Source organism: Spirillospora sp. CA-294931 (assembly GCF_050946795.1).
In the GTDB taxonomy this organism is placed as follows: Bacteria; Actinomycetota; Actinomycetes; order Streptosporangiales; family Streptosporangiaceae; genus Spirillospora.
On record NZ_CP192006.1, the window covers coordinates 6,178,389 to 6,195,525 of the forward strand.

Consider the following 17,137-nt stretch of genomic DNA (forward strand, 5'->3'; position numbering starts at 1 on the left):
TATTTTTTGGTACCGATTTGCCTTTAGATGACTCTTTGGTACCTTGTGTCGACCAGCGGCGCCCTCCACGCGTCGCGTCGCCGTAGATGCCCCGAGCATCACGGCCCGCACGGCGCCCCCCAGACGCCGTGCCGCCGCCGCACCTTCCACGTGCCGGCGGAAACCGAATACCGGCCACCCGGCCGCACCGTGCGCACGCCGACAGCGTGCATGGGCGCTGAGAGCGCGCCACGACGGACTTTCCCGGGCAGGCCGAGGGCGGACCCCCGATGGCGGGGGCGCCTTTCACACAAATCAGAGCCGCTCTTCCACAGGCGGGACAAAGGGTCCCGTGCCCGGGCCTCATGACGTCCGGGGAATCAGCGGCACACGCCGAGTCCGCCACAGAGCGGAGCCGGGGACCCAAACGCCGGTGGATCGCCACCGGCACGGGGTGAATCGGCGCGCCTTTCCTCGATACGCATCCTCGATACGGATCGAGCCTGGCCGCCGTAGGGCCACTTCCACGTCCGAACCCGTCAGCTAACCCGGTAGGCGTCTGGAAGAAGGAGATTCCCCTGTCCAGCAATGCTGTCAGCACGCCTCGCCGTGCCCGGATCGCCGGCGGTCTCGTGGCCGCCACGGTCGTGGCCACCCCCCTCGTGGCGGCTGTGACGACTCCCGCGGCCCAGGCCGCCGCCCCCAAGGCGGTGCCCGTGGCCAAGGTGGTCAAGCAGGCCAAGAAGAAGTCCTGGGCCCAGCGGCAGAAGACCGCCCAGAAGGCCCTGAAGGCCGCCCACGGCAAGAAGGGCAAGCCCTACCGCTACGGTGCGGCCGGCCCGAACTCCTTCGACTGCTCCGGTCTGGTGCAGTGGTCGTACCGCAAGGCCGGGGTCAAGCTCCCCCGCGTCACCACCGCCCAGTACCGGGCGGTCAGGAACAAGGTGAAGTGGAGCTCGCTCGCCCCCGGTGACCTGGTGTTCTTCCACGGCAAGGGCCACGTCGGCCTGGTCTCCAAGCGCAAGGGCAAGAAGATCTACATGATCCACGCCCCGAGCAGCGGAAGCCACGTCAAGGTCGTCCTGCTCAACAGCTACCGGAAGAAGACCTTCTCCGGCGCCGTGCGTCCGTACTGACCCTCGGCCCGGTCTGAGAAGCGTCACCCCTGAAAGGCGTGGCCGTCCGTCCTCTCATCCCCCTCGGACGGACGGCCACGCACCCCCCTTTCTCTTAAGGGCGCGCACAGCACTCTGGGACGGCCCGTAGCGCCGTTCCGTCTGGCAGAAGGGCGGCCGATCGCCGCCGCTGCGTCCATCCGAATCTCGGGCGCCCGCTCTGGGCGCCCACCGCCGAGTCCGCTTTCGAGCGGAGCCGGGGACCCAACGTCCTTGGGGTGAATCGGCCCGTCCACGGGCCGTAGGGCAGCTTCCACGCCCGAACCCGTCAGCTAACCCGGTAGGCGGTAGGGAAGCAAGGAGAACCCCGCCGTGACAGGCAAGCACCGCAAGCCCGGCCCCCTGACCCTCACCTTCGGCACGACCGGAGGACTGATCATCGGCGCCGCCGTCCTCGGGACCGCCGCCGCCACCGCGCAGGCCGGAGTGGTGAACCCCGGCCCCGCCCCCAAGGCCCCGGCCCCCAAGGCCGCCGCCTGGAGCGGCAAGACCGCCGAGCTGGCCGCCCGCGTCTCGGGCGCCCCCGAGGCCCGCGGCCTCGCCAAGGCGCCCGCCAAGGCCGCCGCGAAGGCCAAGGCCAAGGCCTCCAACAAGCGCCAGCACGAGCGCAAGCGCAAGCTTCCGACGGCCGCCGACACGGTCGGCCTCGCCACGAAGCAGGTCGGGATCACCGAGGCGGCCGACGGGTCCACCAAGTTCCAGCAGTGGTACATGACCACCGAGCGCGCCAAGGAGACCGTCCAGCGCGACGGCGGCTCCATCTCCGGCTACAAGGGCGCCGCGTGGTGCTCGATGTTCCTGTCCTGGGTCGGCGAGAGCCTCGGCATCAGCGACCAGATCGGGTCGGACGCCTGGACGATCGGCCACGCCCGCTGGTTCCAGCAGCAGAAGCGCTGGGGCACCAAGCCCTACCCGGGCGCCATCGTGTTCTTCGACTGGGCCGGCGGCAAGACCAACCCCGGCATCGACCACGTCGGCATGGTCGTCAAGGACCGCGGCGACGGGACGGTCGACACGGTCGAGGGCAACACCGACAACGCGGTCAAGCTCCGCAACCGGCCGCTGGACAAGATCGTCGGCTTCGGCTACCCGAAGTACGCCAAGTAACACGCGTCCGGCGGGAGTCATAGGATCGCGCCCATGGAAGCTGATCCCGGCGGGAGGCGGCGGCCGCGCGCCCGCACCGCCGCCCTGCTCGCCCTGGGATCGGCCGCCTGCCTGCTGACCGTGCTCGGCGTCAGGGCCGCGGGGCCGGACGGCGACGCCCCCGCCGCCAAGGTCCCCGCGGCCGTGACGGCCCCGGCCGAGAAGGCCGTCACGGCCGTCCTGGCGAACCGGGCGCGCGCCGTCCGCGAGCACGACCGCACGGCCTTCCTGGCCACCGTGGCGGCCGCTCCGGCCGCCTTCCAGGACGCCCAGGCCCGCATGTACGACAACCTGGCCAGGCTGCCCCTGGACGGCTGGCGCGAGACCTACCGCGGGGCCGCGCCCGGCGCGGGCTCGGCCTCGGTCCGGGTCACGCTGGAGTACCGCCTCGAGGGCTTCGACCGCTCCCCCGTCACCCGCGAACGCACGCTGACGTTCGCGCCCCGCTCGGACACCTGGGTGATCACCGGGGAGCGTCCCGGCGACACCGAGATCTGGGACGGCGGCCCGCTCACCGTCGTGCGCGGCAAGTCGAGCCTGGTCATCGGCGACGCCTCCGGGCTGGCGGAGGTCGCCCGCCACCTGGACGCGGCCGTCCCGGTGGTCTCGGAGGTCGTGGGCAAGGCGTGGGCGCGGCGGGCCGTCGCGCTCGTCCCGGCCGACCCCGCGCGGGCCGCCGAGCTGGCGGGCGGCGGCCGCGACCTCCAGGAGATCGCCGCGCTGGCCACCGCGTCCCCCGACCGGATCGTCATCGCCCCCGGCACGTTCGGGCGGCTCAACCGGCTCGGCCGCGACGTCGTCCTCACCCATGAGCTGACCCACGTGGCCACCGGGGGCGCCCGCGACGGCCGCACCCCGCTGTGGCTGATCGAGGGCTTCGCCGACTACGTCGGCTACCGCGAGGCCAAGGTGGGCGTCGGGTCGGCGGCCCGCGAGCTGGCCCGCGAGGTCAGGGCGGGACGCGTCCCGTCCGCGCTGCCGGGCGCGGAGTCGTTCGACCACCCGTCCGGACGCCTCTCCCAGGCGTACCAGGAGGCCTGGCTGGCGTGCCGCATGATCGCCGACCGGTACGGTGAGTCGACGCTGGTGCGGCTCTACCGGGCCGCCGGGCAACGGTCCGAGGCCGCCGCGCTGGACGACGTGCTCGGCCTCACCCCGGCCCGCCTCACCGCGATGTGGCGCGATTACCTGCAAGAGGAGCTGCGTTGAGCGGAGTCCCCACGGCCGACCGGCGCTCCCGGCTGGCCGCCGCCGTCGGGGCCGCGGTGCTGTTCGCGACGGTCGGCGCCATCCTGGCCGCGACCACCCCCTGGAACCCGCTCCCCGGTTCCGTCCCCGGGGGGCCGGTCTCCCCCGACCCCTCGCTCGACTTCTCCGCCGCCGAGATCGCCCGCTCGCGGGCGTTCGACTCGGCGATCAACCCGCCCGCCTACGCCGGGCTGGTCGCCGGGCTGGTCGCGGTTCTCGTCCTCGGCCTGACCCCGCTGGGAGCCCGCCTCATCCGCTGGACGACCGCGCCCGCGCGCCGCCGCGTCCCGAGGATCGCGCTGGCCGCGGTGGTGCTGACCACCGTGCTGCGGCTGGCCGGGCTGCCCTTCGACATCTGGAGCGAGTCGGTCCTGCGGCGCTACGGCCTGTCGACCCAGACCTGGCCCGAATGGCTGGTCGACCAGCTCAAGTCGCTCGCCCTGAGCTGGGTGATCTACTCGCTCGTCCTGCTCCTGCTGTACGGCCTGCTGCGGCGCTTCCCGCGCTACTGGTGGACGGGCGCGGCGGCCGGGGCGTTCGTGCTGGTCGTCGGGATCTCGTTCCTCTACCCGCTGGCCATCGAGCCGGTGTTCAACAAGTTCCACTCGCTGCCCGCGGGCAAGCTGCGCACCGACCTGCTGGCGATGGCCGAACGCGACGGCGTCCCGGTGGAGGACGTCCTGGTCGCCGACGCCTCCCGCCGGACGACCGCGCTCAACGCCTACGTCTCGGGCTTCGGCTCCACCCGGCGCATCGTCGTGTACGACACGTTGCTCAAGTCGCCGCCCGCGCGGATCGAGTCGATCGTCGCGCACGAGCTCGGCCACGCCAAGAACGACGACGTCCTGCACGGCACGCTGATCGGCGGGCTCGGCGTCGCGGCGGCCGTCTGCCTGCTCCATCTGCTGGTGACCTCGCCGCGGCTGCTGCGCCGCGCCGGGATCGAGCCCGCGCCGGACGACCAGGGCGCGGGCGGCCCGGCCGACCCGCGCTCGATCGCGCTGGTGCTCGCCCTGGTGACGGCCGCGACCCAGCTCGGGACGCCCGTCCAGAACCTGATCAGCCGCCGGATCGAGGCGCGCGCCGACGCGCACGCGCTCGACCTGACCCGCGACCCGTCGACCTTCGTCTCGATGCAGCACGAGCTGTCCGGCCGCAACATCTCCGACCTGCGGCCCGATGCCCTGGAGCGGCTCCTGTGGATGTCGCACCCGGCGGGCCCCGAACGCATCGCCATGGCCCGCGAGTGGGCCAGGATCCACCGGGTCAAGGAGCCGCCCCCGCTGAACCGCTGACCGGTCAGGGGGCGGCGGCGATGCCCTGCCGGGCCGCCTGCGGCCCGACCTGCTGCGCCCGCTTGAGCGCGCTGCCCTTCAGCCAGTCGGCCCAGCCGAGCTGCCAGTAGCCCCAGCCGTTCTGCGGGTCGAGCTCGCGGCTCGACCCCGTCACCTTGAACGGGTCGCCCCGGTAGGCGAAGTTGTAGAACCAGCGGGCGTCGGAGGGGCTGGCGTTCACGCAGCCGTGGCTGACGTTGCTGTTGCCCTGGGAGCCGACCGACCAGGGCGCGCTGTGGACGTACTCGCCGCTGTCGGAGATCCGCACGGCCGAGTACACCGTCTGGCGGTAGTAGTCGGGGCAGCCCTTGCCGCAGCCCACCGTGGTGGAGTCCATGATGACCGGGCTGGCCTTGTCCATGGTCAGGTGGTTGCCGTTGGTGGTGGTGTATTTGGTCAGGCCGCCCTTGCCCATGCTGATCCGCATGGTGCGGACCTTCTTGCCGTTCTTGCGGACGGTCATGACGTGCGCGTTCTCGCTCGCCTTCATGATGTGCTCGTCACCGATCTCGAAGTCGGTGCGGTAGTTCTTGCCCCCGTATACGCCCTTGGCCATGCGCACCCCGGCCAGGTGAGCGCGGAAGCTCACCTGGGTGTGGGCGGGCCAGTGCTGCTTCGTCCGGAACACCACCGACTGCGCGTCGAACCAGTGCCAGGCCCCTTCGGCGGGCTTGCTGGCCCGGACCTCAAGCGCGCGCTCGACCGCGGCCCTGTCGGCGACCGGACGCTCGAACTGGAGGATGATCGGCATGCCGACCCCGACGACCTCCTTGGCGTTCGGGGCGGTGACCGTGGTGGCGAGCGTCCGCTTGGCCTGGGCGGTGCGGAACTGCCGGGTGACGGTCTGGGTGCGGCCGTCGTTGCCCAGGGCCGTCGCGGTGAGCGTGTAGGCGGTGCCGGGCTGGAGCGACCAGCGCGAGCTCCAGCCGGTGCGGTCGCCGCTGAGCCGGCCCTCGACGGCCTCGCCCTTGGTGGCGACGGTCACGTCCTCCAGCGTCCCGCCCTTGGCCCGGACGTCCAGCGCCGCGTCCGGGCGGACCTTCCCCGCGCCCGCGGCGGGCGTCACCGCCAGGCTCACCGCCTCGCCGCGCTCGGCCGCCCCGCTGCCCGAGCACCCGGCGGCGGCCGCCGCCACTGCGGCGCCAAGCAGCGCGGCGGCCGTGAACCGCCCGCGTCCCCCGATCGCAAAGACGCCGCCCTGCACCGTCATCCCCGGCCCCCACCTGTGAGAAGTCACTGCGTGATCTTGATTGTGTTCACTCGGTGACCGCGCGAAACCTCGTCGCATTATGAAGGGACCGGTGCCCGCCGAAGCGCGGACACCGGTCCCTTGGGGATCTTTTACCGGTCAGTGAGCGAAGTGCCCCCGGTAGTACTCGAACACCAGCCCGATCGTGGTCATGATCGAGGCGGCGGCGCCGAGCAGCACCAGCCACCAGCCGAACACCACGCCGAGCGAGACGCACGCCGCCGAGAGGCCCACGAACAGCGGCCACCAGCTGTGCGGGCTGAAGAAGCCCAGCTCACCGGCCGCGTCGGCGATGTCGCCATCGGGGTCGTCCTCGTACAGCGGGCCGCCGTTGGCCTTCTCCAGCCGCCGCACCGTGAAGTGGATGTAGAACCCGATCAGGCCGGCCAGGCCGACCGCCAGGGCCATCGCCGTGGTGCCGGTCCAGTCCTTGGACCACAGCCAGTAGACGACGTCGGTGGCGAGGAAGAACAGCGCACACCCGTAGAACAGGAACGCCTGGACACGCATCGGCTACTCTCCCTTCGTCCCGGCGAGCTCGCCCTTGACGTCGGCGTAGGGGTGGTGCAGGTCGAACGCCGGACGCTCGGAGCGGATCTTCGGAATCGAGTTGAAGTTGTGCCGCGGGGGCGGGCAGGTCGTCGCCCATTCCAGCGAGGCGCCGTAACCCCACGGGTCGTCGACGTCGACCTTCTTGCCCTTCTTGTAGGTGATGTAGACGTTGTAGAAGAAGGGCAGCAGCGAGATCGCCAGGATGAACGAGAACGCCGTCGACAGCTGGTTGAGCCCGGTGAACTCGTCGGCGTAGTCGGCGTACCGCCGGGGCATGCCCTCGGCGCCGAGCCAGTGCTGCACCAGGAACGTCCCGTGGAAGCCGATGAACAGCAACCAGAAGTGCACCTTGCCCAGCCGGTCGTTCAGCATCTTCCCGGTGAACTTGGGCCACCAGAAGTAGAAGCCGGCGAACATCGCGAACACCACGGTGCCGAACACCACGTAGTGGAAGTGCGCCACCACGAAGTAGGAGTCGCTCAGCTGGAAGTCCATCGGCGGCGAGGCCAGGATGACGCCCGTCAGACCGCCGAACAGGAACGTCACCAGGAAGCCGATCGACCACAGCATCGGTGACTCGAACGTCAGTTGTCCTCGCCAGATGGTTCCCACCCAGTTGAAGAACTTCACCCCCGTGGGCACGGCGATGAGGAACGTCATGAAGGAGAAGAACGGCAGCAGCACCTGGCCGGTCACGAACATGTGGTGCGCCCACACGGTGATCGACAGACCGGCGATGGTGATCGTCGCGAAGACCAGGCTGACGTAACCGAAGATCGGCTTGCGGCTGAACACCGGGAGGATCTCGGTCACGATGCCGAAGAAGGGCAACGCGATGATGTAGACCTCCGGATGCCCGAAGAACCAGAACAGGTGCTGCCAGAGCAGCGCGCCGCCGTGCGAGGCGTCGAAGATGTGCGCCCCGAGCTTGCGGTCGGCCTCCAGCGCCAGCAGCGCCGCCGCCAGCACCGGGAAGGCCAGCAGGACCAGGATCGAGGTCAGCAGGATGTTCCAGGTGAAGATCGGCATCCGGAACATCGTCATGCCGGGCGCGCGCATGCACAGGATCGTGGTGATGAAGTTGACCGCGCCCATGATCGTGCCGAAGCCCGACATGGCCAGGCCCATCACCCACATGTCGCCGCCGATGCCCGGCGAGCGCACGGCGTCCGACAGCGGCGCGTAGGCGAACCACCCGAAGCTGGCCGCGCCGCCCGGGGTCAGGAAGCCCGCGATGACGATCAGGCTGCCGAACAGGAACAGCCAGTAGGCCAGCATGTTCATCCGGGGGAACGCCACGTCGGGCGCCCCGATCTGCAGCGGCATGATCACGTTGGCGAAGCCCGCGAACAGCGGCGTCGCGAACATCAGCAGCATGATCGTGCCGTGCATGGTGAACAGCTGGTTGAACTGCTCGTTGCTCACGAACTCCATGCCGGGCTCGAACAGTTCGAGCCGCATGATCAGCGCCATCACGCCGCCGATCAGGAACATGAAGAACGACGTGATCAGGTACAGGTAGCCGATCACCTTGTGGTCGGTGGACGACATCCAGGAGGCGATCAGCCGCCCCTTGGTCGTCCGCGACGCGATGACCGGCGCGCTCGGCGCGTGATCGACCGTCGTCACTTGGCACCCCCGGCCTTCAGCTTGGCGTCGGCGATGAACTTGTCGTACTCGGCGGGCGGGACGACCTTGAGCTGGAAAAGCATCCGGCTGTGGTCGACGCCGCAGAGCTCGGCGCACCGGCCCTCGTACGTCCCGTGCTTGTTCGCCGTGAACTCGAACTCGTTGGTGTACCCCGGCATGACGTCCTTCTTGTAGAGGAGCGCCGGGACCCAGAACGAGTGGATGACGTCATTGGCGTGCAAGCGGATCCGCACGGTCTTCCCGGAGGGGATCGTCATCACGGGCTTGGTTCCGACCGGCTTGTTCGGGTCGGCGGGCGTTCCCACCACCGAGGCCACCGTCTTCTCCTGCCCCGCCGTCTTCTCGCGGTAGTCGAACTGCCAGCTCCACTGGAAGCCGTACACGTCGATCGTGACCGCCGGGTTCTTGGTGGTCTCCTCGACGTAGTTCTCGTCGCGGGCGGTGAAGTAGAACAGCACGCCGATCACGACGAACGGGACCGCCGTATAGAGGATCTCGATCGGCATGTTGTAGCGCACCTGCGGCGGCAGGTCGTCGGAGCGCTTGCGGTGGAACAGCACCGCCCAGATGATCAGCCCCCAGACGACGGCGCCCACGGCGAACGCCGCGATCCAGGAGCCCTGCCAGAGCTTGAGCATGCGCTCGGCCTGGTCGCTGATCGGCTCGGGCATGCCCAGGCGGGACGCCTCACCGCTGCACGCGGTGGCGGTCAGCGCGAGCAGCCCGAGTGCTCCTGCGCTTCTCAATGCGCGGCGACCGCGCACAGGCGTACGCCGCTCCCTAGAGCGGGTCGGACTCACGGAATGCCTTCCCCACGGATGAGAGCCCAGGGAACTCCCGGGCAGCGAGATCAGTTCTTACACGTTTGGGGGACACAGTAGCGCGAGGGTCCGGCACCCCCTTGATTGGGTGCCGAGTTAAGGTTCTGGCGTGGCTAACTCCGCGCCGAGGGTAGGTGCGTACTTCGATGCCGCCTCTGCTGAGCCGCTGCATCCGGCGGCCCGGGAGGCGCTGATCGCAGCGCTGGACGTGTCCTGGGCCGATCCTGCTCGTTTGTACGGCGTGGCGCGCGGAGCGCGAGTTCAGTTGGACCAGGCGCGGGCCACGGTGGCGGATGTTCTCGGAGTGCGGGCGGACGAAGTGTGGTTCGCGTCCTCGGGGACTCAGGCCGTGCACCTGGCCGTCTTGGGGGCGCTGAACGGGCGTCGGCGTGTTGGACGCCATCTGGTCGTGAGCGCCGTGGAGCACTCCAGCGTGCTGCACGCGGCTGAGGCCCACGAGCGCGATGGTGGCGAGGTCACCGTGGTGGGTGTTGATCGGCAGGGGCGTGTCGATCCGGCCGGGTTCGCGGCGGCGCTGCGTCCGGACACCGCGCTGGCGTGCCTCCAGTCGGCCAACCACGAGGTCGGCTCCCTTCAGCCGGTGGCCGAGGTCGGCGAGGCGTGCCGGGCCGCGCGCGTCCCGCTGTTCGTCGACGCCGCCCAGTCGGCCGGGCGCGTGGACGTCCCGCCGGGCTGGTCGCTGCTGGCGGCCAGTGCCCACAAGTGGGGCGGCCCCGCCGGGGTCGGCGTCCTGGTGATCCGCAAGGGCACCCGGTGGCGATCGCCGCTTCCCGAGGACGAGCGCGAGGGCCGCCGCGTCCCCGGCTTCGAGAACGTCCCGGCCGCCGTGGCCGCGGCCGCGGCACTGAAGGCCCGCCGCCACGAGATGGACGACGACGGCCCCCGGCTGCGCGAGCTGATCGACCGCATCCGCGATCAAGTCCCCCGGCTCATCACCGATGTCGAGGTGGTCGGCGACCCCGTGCGCCGCCTGCCGCACCTGGTCACCTTCAGCTGCCTCTACGTCCCCGGCGAGGCCCTGCTCTCCGAACTGGACAGATTTGGATTCGCGGTTTCGTCCGGCAGTTCATGCACGGCCGATACGCTGCGACCAAGCCACGTGCTGGAGGCGATGGGAGTGATTACGCATGGCAACGTGCGGGTATCGCTGCCGCGTGGCGCGAATTCGTCCGACGTCGACCGCTTTCTCGCCGTGCTTCCCGACACCGTCACCCGACTTCGCCGCGCCGCCGGAGTAACGAGCCCATGATCACCCCGCGAGTGCAATGGAGGCGGACGCGCCCATGAGGTTCCGAGGCCGCGGCAAGGACGCGCACGCAGACCGCGACGCGCCGGCCCAGGCCCCCCAGAACGACGGTCCCCCCGCCTTCCTCGTCCTGGACGCGCTGGGCCGCAAATGCCCCATCCCCATCATCATGGTCGCCGAACGCATCCGCGAGGTCCCGGTCGGCGAGATCATCGCCGTCAAGGCCGACGATGTCGCCGCCCGCACCGACATCCCCGCCTGGTGCCGCATGAAGTCGCAGGACTTCGTCCGTGAGGAGCCCCTCCCCCACGGCTGGTCCTTCCACATCCGCCGTACTTACTGACCGCCCGCACTGCGACAGGACCGCCGCCCCGGGGGCGGCGGTCCTTCGACGTCAGGGGTTGGGGCAAGTGAGGTGGGAGTCGACCTCGGCGGCGGACTCGGAACCGTAGACCGTGGCGAGGCGGTCGAGGAAGGCCCGCTTGCCGAGGGTGTACTCCTGGGGGCCGGCGGCTTCGAGGCCGTAGGCCGCGATGACGTTGCCGACCTGGGCGGCGCGTTCCAGCGGGAGGCCCCAGGCGGTGGCGGTGAGGAAGCCGCCGCGGAAGGCGTCGCCGACGCCCGTGGGGTCGGCGACCTCGGTGACGGGGGCCGCGGGGACGTGGACGCCCTCCTCGCCCTTGCGGTCGATGGCCACGCCCTTGGCGCCCAGGGTGGTCAGGCGGATGCCGACGCGGTCGAGGATCTCCTCGCCCGACCAGCCGGTCTTCTCCTCGCAGAGGGCCCGCTCGTACTCGTTGGTGAACAGGTAGGCGGCGCCGTCGATCAGGCGGCGGACGTCCGCGCCGTCCATGCGGGCCAGCTGCTGGGACGGGTCGGCGGCGAACGGGATGCCGCGGGTGCGGCACTCGTCGGTGTGCCGGAGCATGGCCTCGGGGTCGTTGGGGCTGACCACCACCAGGTCGAGGCCGCCGACGCGGTCGGCGACGGGCTGGAGCTCGATCTCGCGGGCCTCGCTCATGGCGCCCGCGTAGAACGTGGCGATCTGGTTCTGGTCCTGGTCGGTGGTGCACAGGAACCGGGCCGTGTGGTGCAGCTGGGAGACCCGCACCGAGCCGGTGTCGACGTGGTGGCGTTCGAGCCAGGAGCGGTAGTCGGCGAAGTCGTCGCCGACGGAGCCCACCAGGAAGGACGCCTTGCCGAGGCTGCCCATGGCGAAACAGATGTTGGCGGCGATGCCACCGCGCCTGATCTTCAGCTCGTCCACCAGGAACGACAGCGAGACGCGGTCGAGCTGGTCGGGCATCAGCTGGTCGGTGAACTTGCCTGGGAAGGACATCAGGTGGTCGGTCGCGATGGAGCCAGTCACGGCGATGCGCACTGCGTCGCTCTCCTCGTCGGTGTCGTCCGGCTATGTGCCGGCTGTTCTCAACCCCATGGGGGATCGGCAGGCTCGACAGACTACTTCCCATAGGACCACAGGACGCACCCGAGTGCATACGAAGAACGCCCCGGACGTCTCCGTCCGGGGCGTTCTCGGGTGTCTCTAGTTGAAGCTGTCGCCGCAGGCGCAGGAGCTGCCGGCGTTGGGGTTGTCGATCGTGAAGCCCTGCTTCTCGATGGAGTCGACGAAGTCGATGGTGGCGCCGGACAGGTAGGGGGCGCTCATCCGGTCGACGCGCACGTTGAGGCCCTCGAACTCCTGGACCTGGTCGCCGTCCATCTCGCGCTCGTCGAAGAAGAGCTGGTAGATCAGGCCCGAGCAGCCGCCGGGCTGCACGGCGACGCGCAGCGCGAGATCGTCGCGGCCCTCCTGCTCGAGCAGGCCCCTGGCCTTCTCGGCGGCGGCGTCGGTGAGGACGACGCCCTGCTGCTGCGTGGTCTCGGTCTCGCCGGAAACCGTCATGTGTTCAGCTCCTGGGTCTCGCTCAAGCCGCGGGTGCGGCGCTTTGTGCATGTCCTCGAAGACGCGCTGCGCCTCTTCCGTACAACAACGTACCTCGCGGCCTGCCCATTCCGCTTGCGGCCTAACTTTCCCGGGCTGATGCGGTGTGCGTCACACCACATCTGGTTGAACGTCCGGTTCGGGTACTGTGTCATCATTACTCGTCACAGCGACGATAAGTCCCGTCGCAGGAGGGAGACTCCCGTGACCACCCCGGTTCGCGACCTGCCACTGCTCTTCCTGGGCACCGGCTCCGACCCCGCCAGCGAGCGCGGTGTGGACTGCCCCGGCGACCTGCCGCCGGCGTCCGACCCCGCGCTGGTGGAACGTGCCCGCGCGGCCAAGGCGGCGCTCGGCGACCGCGTCTTCGTGCTGGGCCACCACTACCAGCGGGACGAGGTCATCCAGTTCGCGGACGTGACCGGCGACTCGTTCAAGCTGGCCCAGCAGGCGGCCGCCCGCCCGGACGCCCCCTACATCGTGTTCTGCGGCGTGCACTTCATGGCCGAGTCGGCCGACATCCTGACCGCCCCCCACCAGCGGGTCATCCTGCCCGACCTGGCGGCCGGGTGCTCGATGGCCGACATGGCGACCTTCGACCAGGTCGAGGAGTGCTGGGAGGCCCTCGAGGACGCCGGGATCGCCGATGACGTGGTGCCCGTCACCTACATGAACTCCTCGGCCGACATCAAGGCGTTCGTGGGACGCCACGGCGGGACGGTCTGCACCTCGTCCAACGCCAAGCGCGCGCTCGACTGGGCTTATGCGAGGGGCGAAAAGGTCCTGTTCCTGCCCGATCAGCACCTGGGACGGAACACGGCCGTGCTGGAGATGGGGCTTTCGCTGGACGACTGCGTCGTCTACAACCCGCACCGCCCCAACGGCGGACTGACCGACGAGCAACTGCGCGACGCCAAGATGATCCTCTGGCAGGGCCACTGCTCGGTGCACGGCCGCTTCAGCAAGAAGTCGGTGGACGACGTCCGCGCGCGTGTGCCGGGGGTGAACGTCCTTGTGCACCCCGAGTGCCGCCACGAGGTGGTGCTGTCGGCCGACCTGGTCGGCTCGACCGAGTACATCATCAAGACCGTCGAGGCCGCGGCGCCCGGCTCGTCCTGGGCCATCGGGACCGAGCTCAACCTGGTGAAGCGGCTGGCGACCGAGCACCCGGACAAGAACATCATGTTCCTCGACAAGGCCGTGTGCTTCTGCTCGACGATGAACCGCATCGACCTGCCGCACCTGGTCCGCTCGCTGGAGTCGCTGATGCGCGACGAGGTCGTCAACCAGATCAAGGTGGACGAGGAGACCGCGCACTACTCCCGTAAGGCGCTCGATCAGATGCTGGCGCTCCCCTAGAGACCGGGGCCCTGGAGACCGGGGCCCTAGAGGCCGGGGGCGCCCCATACGGGGAACCAGCGCCCCAGGTCGTCCTCGAAGGGCAGATCGGCTCCGACGGCGCCGCGCACCTGAAGTTCCAGGGCGTTGTCACGCTTCTCCCCGGGGAGCGGGGCGAAGGGGTAGAACGTCCCGCGCTTGTACAGGTAGACGAGCGCGAGGCGTTGCCCGTCCGGGCCCTGGAACCCGGCCAGGGAGCACAGCAGATGCGGGCCGAAGCCGTTGGCCTCCAGCGTGGAGTTCACGGCGTGGAGATCGGTGACCAGGCCCGCCAGTTCATCGGGGGACTGGCGGGCCAACATCCAGGTGTAGCCGTAAGTGTCGGTGCTCAGCTCGACCTTGGGGCCGTCGTCGGCGTCCAGCAGCTCGCGGACGTCCCGCTGCAGCTGGGCGAACGCGGCGCCCTCGGCGGCGCGGAAGCACACCGAGCCCAGGCCGGTCGGGGCGAGGCCGGTGGCGGCCTCCAGCGTCACGGCCGCGGTCGGCAGCGCGAAGAGCCGGTCGAGGTCCGGCCTGACCGGCTTGGACCGGCCGAGCAGCGTGTCGAGGAATCCCACGCGGTCACACTCCCCTGCTGAGCTGTCCCGAGATCGCCTGGAGCTGCGCCAGGCGCTTTTCCAGCGGCGGGTGGGTGGCGAACAGGCTGGAGACGCTGAATCCCTTGGCCAGCGCGGGAGCGAAGAAGAACGCGTTGAACGGCTCGGCGGCCCGCAGGTCGCGGGTGGGGATGCGGGCGATCTCGCCCGAGACCTTGGTCAGCGCGCTGGCCAGCGCGGACGGGCGGCCGGTCAGCAGCGCGGCGGCGCGGTCGGCCGACAGCTCGCGGTAGCGCGACAGGGCGCGGGTCAGCAGGAAGCTGATGCCGTAGGCCACGGCGCTGACCGCGATCACCAGCAGCAGGACGAGCCCGGTGTTCTGGTCGCCGTTGCGTCGGCTGAACCCGCCCCACAGGCCCCATTCCAGGCCGAAGCGGGTGATGAGCCCGGCGCAGATGCCCAGGAACGAGGCGATGGTCATGACCGCGACGTCGCGGTGGGCGACATGGGCCATCTCGTGCGCCAGGACGCCCTCCAGCTCCACCGGGTCGAGGCGCCGCAGGAGGCCGGTGGTGACGCAGACGACGGCCTTCTTCTGGTTGCGGCCCGTCGCGAACGCGTTGGGGACGTCGGTGTCGGCGATCGCCACCCTCGGCTTGGGCGCGTCCGACATGGCGCAGATCCGGTCGATGACGCCGTGCAGCTCGGGCAGCTCCTCGGCGGAGACCTCCCGGCCGTGCATGGCGAACATCGTCAGGCGGTCGGAGAAAAAGTACTGGACGAGCAGGAACACCACGGCGACCGCGAGCGCGGCCATCCCCCAGCTCGGCGCGATGACGAAGAACGCCGAGACGAACACCACGTAGACGAGCCCCAGCAGGAACATCGTCACGAGCATGCGTGACGTGAGCCCCCGATCCGACGCGTAGCGCGTGCGTGCCCCAGCCATACGGACCCCCCTGTCCCCTGGCGAGCCTTCCCCGCTTCACCTGTTCGAACGCACGGGGACCGGAAATTCGTGCCGAACGGGCGCGAGGCTCAGGGGGGACCCGGCGTGATCAGTCCGGGATGAGCCCCTCGTCGCCCAGCATCGCCTTGACCTCGTCCATCTCGGCGTCGGCGGGCGGCAGGATCAGGTCGGACGGCTCCAGGCTGTCTTCGCTGAGCACCTCCCCGACCCCCCGGACGCTGTCGAGCAGCAAATGCAGCGCCGTGCGGAACGACGCCTCGTCGCCGGACTCGATCGCCGCCTCCAGGACGTCGTCGAGCTTGTTCAGCTCGCCGAGGTCGGCGTCCGCGACCCGGAGCTGCCCCTCCCCCATGATCCGGACGATCACTGAGCACCCCAATCGGTCGGCTTGGCCTGGGGGGTGTCCTGCTGCCGCGGCTGGGAGTTCGGGGTTCCCGGGTTGAGCTCCTTGGCCGCGGGCCCCTGGCCCAGCTCGGCCTTGAGCTGCTCAAGCTCCAGGTCGACGCCGGGTCCGCTGGCCATGCGGTCGAGCTCGGCCTGGATGTCGTCCTTGGGACCGGAGAAGTCTTCGAGCGCGCCGGAGGCCAGCAGCTCGTCGATCGCCCCCGCCCGGGCCTTCATCGTCTCGGTCTTCTCCTCGGCGCGCTGGATCGCCAGACCGACGTCGCCCATCTCCTCGGAGATGCCGCTGAACGCCTCGTTGATCTTGGTCTGCGCCTCGGCGGCCGTGTAGGTGGCCTTGATCGTCTCCTTGCGGGTGCGGAAGGAGTCGACCTTGGCCTGCAGGCGCTGGGAGGCCAGCGTCAGCTTCTCCTCCTCGCCCTGCAACTGCTGGTACTGCGCCCGCAGATCGCTCATCTGCGAGTCGAGGCCCGAGCGCCGCGTCAGCGCCTCGCGGGCCAGATCCTCACGGCCGACCTGCAGGGCCTTCTTGCCCTGCTCGGTCAGCTTGTTGTGCTGCGATTCCAACTGGTTGATCTGCAGCTCGAGACGCTTGCGCGAGGTGGCGACGTCGGCAACACCCCGACGGACCTTCTGCAGCATCTCCAGCTGGCGCTGGTAGGAGTAGTCCAGGGTCTCGCGAGGATCTTCCATCTTGTCCAGGGCCTTGTTCGCCTTGGACTTGAAGATCATCGACATTCGCTTCATCACGCTCATCGCGCGGCGCCGGTCCCTTCGTGTGCCGTACTCAGTCACAAACTGGGCTCAATGACCACTGCTGGGGTTCATATCACCCTACGCGTTAACGCGCGAGGCAGCCACGATGTTCGCAGCCGGTAGGCTGATCTCTGTGTTCCGACGTCGTACCCAGGAAGCCCCCGAGAATCCTCCTCAGGTAGCAAAGCCGGGAGGAAAGGGCCGTCCCACGCCCAAACGCAAGGACGCCGAAAAGGCGCGCCGCCAGCCGATCACCGCACCGGCCAGCCGCAAGGAGGCCTATCGCAAGACGCGGGAGAGGCAGGCCGCCGAGCGCGCCAAGGCCAAGGAGGGCATGGCCAAGGGCGACGAGAAGTACCTTCTCAAGCGCGACCGCGGCCCGGTGCGCAAGCTGGCCCGCGACTACGTCGACGCCCGCCGGACGATCGGCTCGTACCTCATGTACGGCATGTTCGCGATCGTCGCGCTGAGCCTGCTGCCGGTGCTGGCCGCCAAGCTGCTGGTGCTGTTCGCCCCGCCGGTCCTGCTGGCGGCGGTGTTCATCGAGGGCCTGCTGATCAGCCGGGCCATCAAGAAGCTGGCCGCCGAGCGGTTCCCCGGGGAGGACGCCAAGGGCGTCGGCCTCTACGCCGCGATGCGCGCCATGCAGCTGCGTCCGATGCGCATGCCCAAGCCGCAGGTGAAGCCCGGGGAGAAGTCCAAGGTCTGA

Annotated in this window: 18 protein-coding genes and 2 riboswitches; of the genes, 8 read left to right on the forward strand and 10 right to left on the reverse strand. The window is 69.9% G+C overall.

The annotated features are described in order from the left end of the window. Positions 1–360 precede the first annotated feature (360 nt). A riboswitch (cyclic di-AMP (ydaO/yuaA leader) is annotated at positions 361–553 on the forward strand. 97 nt (positions 554–650) lie between these two features. From ACQPY4_RS27700 to ACQPY4_RS27715, 4 genes are all read left to right on the forward strand, one after another. Further along, the gene (locus tag ACQPY4_RS27700; RefSeq protein WP_433325618.1) at positions 651–1,115 is read left to right on the forward strand and encodes a C40 family peptidase; all 465 of its coding nucleotides are present in this window, start codon (positions 651–653) and stop codon (positions 1,113–1,115) included. A 201-nt stretch (positions 1,116–1,316) separates the two neighbouring features. Then, positions 1,317–1,456, forward strand: a riboswitch (cyclic di-AMP (ydaO/yuaA leader). A 10-nt stretch (positions 1,457–1,466) separates the two neighbouring features. Then, positions 1,467–2,261, forward strand: coding sequence for a CHAP domain-containing protein (locus ACQPY4_RS27705; protein ID WP_433325620.1), 795 nt, complete (start codon positions 1,467–1,469; stop codon positions 2,259–2,261). A gap of 33 nt (positions 2,262–2,294) precedes the next feature. Next, entirely contained in the window at positions 2,295–3,509 is a 1,215-nt protein-coding gene (locus ACQPY4_RS27710) for a hypothetical protein (RefSeq protein ID WP_433325622.1), read from the forward strand. Then, entirely contained in the window at positions 3,506–4,843 is a 1,338-nt protein-coding gene (locus tag ACQPY4_RS27715; RefSeq protein WP_433325624.1) for a M48 family metallopeptidase, read from the forward strand. Before ACQPY4_RS27710 ends, ACQPY4_RS27715 begins: the two co-directional genes overlap by 4 nt. Before the next feature lie 4 nt (positions 4,844–4,847). On the opposite strand, the gene ACQPY4_RS27720 is transcribed toward ACQPY4_RS27715, so the two are convergent. The 4 genes from ACQPY4_RS27720 to ctaC form a co-directional block, all read right to left on the reverse strand. Then, positions 4,848–6,119, reverse strand: a complete 1,272-nt coding sequence (locus ACQPY4_RS27720) for an Ig-like domain-containing protein (protein WP_433325626.1) — start codon at positions 6,117–6,119, stop codon at positions 4,848–4,850. A gap of 111 nt (positions 6,120–6,230) precedes the next feature. Beyond that, positions 6,231–6,641, reverse strand: coding sequence for a cytochrome c oxidase subunit 4 (locus ACQPY4_RS27725; protein ID WP_433325628.1), 411 nt, complete (start codon positions 6,639–6,641; stop codon positions 6,231–6,233). A 3-nt stretch (positions 6,642–6,644) separates the two neighbouring features. Then, positions 6,645–8,312, reverse strand: a complete 1,668-nt coding sequence (gene ctaD / locus ACQPY4_RS27730) for an aa3-type cytochrome oxidase subunit I (RefSeq protein ID WP_433325630.1) — start codon at positions 8,310–8,312, stop codon at positions 6,645–6,647. Further along, entirely contained in the window at positions 8,309–9,079 is a 771-nt protein-coding gene (ctaC, locus tag ACQPY4_RS27735) for an aa3-type cytochrome oxidase subunit II (RefSeq protein ID WP_433325632.1), read from the reverse strand. The genes ctaD and ctaC overlap by 4 nt, the downstream gene beginning before the upstream one ends. A 361-nt stretch (positions 9,080–9,440) precedes the next feature. On the opposite strand from ctaC, the gene ACQPY4_RS27740 reads away from it, so the two are divergent. Together ACQPY4_RS27740 and ACQPY4_RS27745 are read left to right on the forward strand one after the other, a co-directional pair. After that, positions 9,441–10,424 (forward strand): cysteine desulfurase family protein, encoded by a 984-nt coding sequence (locus ACQPY4_RS27740; RefSeq protein ID WP_433325634.1) that lies wholly within the window; start codon positions 9,441–9,443, stop codon positions 10,422–10,424. 166 nt (positions 10,425–10,590) lie between these two features. Beyond that, positions 10,591–10,764 carry a sulfurtransferase TusA family protein gene (locus tag ACQPY4_RS27745; RefSeq protein WP_433339050.1) on the forward strand — a complete coding sequence of 58 codons (174 nt, stop codon included), beginning with the start codon at positions 10,591–10,593 and terminating at the stop codon, positions 10,762–10,764. Between the two features lie 51 nt (positions 10,765–10,815). On the opposite strand, the gene ACQPY4_RS27750 is transcribed toward ACQPY4_RS27745, so the two are convergent. Together ACQPY4_RS27750 and ACQPY4_RS27755 are read right to left on the reverse strand one after the other, a co-directional pair. Further along, positions 10,816–11,802 (reverse strand): carbohydrate kinase family protein, encoded by a 987-nt coding sequence (locus ACQPY4_RS27750; RefSeq protein WP_433325636.1) that lies wholly within the window; start codon positions 11,800–11,802, stop codon positions 10,816–10,818. Between the two features lie 165 nt (positions 11,803–11,967). Further along, positions 11,968–12,327 carry a HesB/IscA family protein gene (locus ACQPY4_RS27755; RefSeq protein ID WP_433325638.1) on the reverse strand — a complete coding sequence of 120 codons (360 nt, stop codon included), beginning with the start codon at positions 12,325–12,327 and terminating at the stop codon, positions 11,968–11,970. A 243-nt stretch (positions 12,328–12,570) separates the two neighbouring features. Between ACQPY4_RS27755 and nadA the strand changes: the two genes are divergently transcribed. Continuing rightward, the gene (gene nadA, locus ACQPY4_RS27760) at positions 12,571–13,725 is read left to right on the forward strand and encodes a quinolinate synthase NadA (RefSeq protein WP_433325640.1); all 1,155 of its coding nucleotides are present in this window, start codon (positions 12,571–12,573) and stop codon (positions 13,723–13,725) included. A gap of 26 nt (positions 13,726–13,751) precedes the next feature. Here nadA and pspAB read toward each other — a convergent pair whose 3' ends face one another. The 4 genes from pspAB to ACQPY4_RS27780 form a co-directional block, all read right to left on the reverse strand. Next, the gene (gene pspAB, locus ACQPY4_RS27765) at positions 13,752–14,321 is read right to left on the reverse strand and encodes a PspA-associated protein PspAB (protein ID WP_433325642.1); all 570 of its coding nucleotides are present in this window, start codon (positions 14,319–14,321) and stop codon (positions 13,752–13,754) included. A 4-nt stretch (positions 14,322–14,325) separates the two neighbouring features. Then, the gene (gene htpX / locus ACQPY4_RS27770; protein WP_433325644.1) at positions 14,326–15,249 is read right to left on the reverse strand and encodes a zinc metalloprotease HtpX; all 924 of its coding nucleotides are present in this window, start codon (positions 15,247–15,249) and stop codon (positions 14,326–14,328) included. Positions 15,250–15,358: 109 nt separating this feature from the next. Continuing rightward, the gene (pspAA, locus tag ACQPY4_RS27775) at positions 15,359–15,637 is read right to left on the reverse strand and encodes a PspA-associated protein PspAA (RefSeq protein ID WP_433325646.1); all 279 of its coding nucleotides are present in this window, start codon (positions 15,635–15,637) and stop codon (positions 15,359–15,361) included. Beyond that, entirely contained in the window at positions 15,634–16,428 is a 795-nt protein-coding gene (locus tag ACQPY4_RS27780; RefSeq protein WP_433325648.1) for a PspA/IM30 family protein, read from the reverse strand. Before ACQPY4_RS27780 ends, pspAA begins: the two co-directional genes overlap by 4 nt. A gap of 133 nt (positions 16,429–16,561) precedes the next feature. Here ACQPY4_RS27780 and ACQPY4_RS27785 point away from each other — a divergent pair, with 133 nt between their 5' ends. Continuing rightward, entirely contained in the window at positions 16,562–17,137 is a 576-nt protein-coding gene (locus ACQPY4_RS27785) for a DUF3043 domain-containing protein (protein ID WP_433325650.1), read from the forward strand.

Excerpts from the sequence above, each read along its gene's own strand:
- ACQPY4_RS27725 (WP_433325628.1), bottom strand. The coding sequence starts at position 6,641 with ATGCGTGTCCAGGCGTTCCTGTTCTACGGGTGTGCGCTGTTCTTCCTC.
- ACQPY4_RS27755 (WP_433325638.1), bottom strand. The coding sequence starts at position 12,327 with ATGACGGTTTCCGGCGAGACCGAGACCACGCAGCAGCAGGGCGTCGTC.
- htpX (WP_433325644.1), bottom strand. The coding sequence starts at position 15,249 with ATGGCTGGGGCACGCACGCGCTACGCGTCGGATCGGGGGCTCACGTCA.
- ACQPY4_RS27710 (WP_433325622.1), top strand. The coding sequence starts at position 2,295 with ATGGAAGCTGATCCCGGCGGGAGGCGGCGGCCGCGCGCCCGCACCGCC.
- ACQPY4_RS27780 (WP_433325648.1), bottom strand. The coding sequence starts at position 16,428 with ATGAGCGTGATGAAGCGAATGTCGATGATCTTCAAGTCCAAGGCGAAC.
- ACQPY4_RS27745 (WP_433339050.1), top strand. The coding sequence starts at position 10,591 with ATGGTCGCCGAACGCATCCGCGAGGTCCCGGTCGGCGAGATCATCGCC.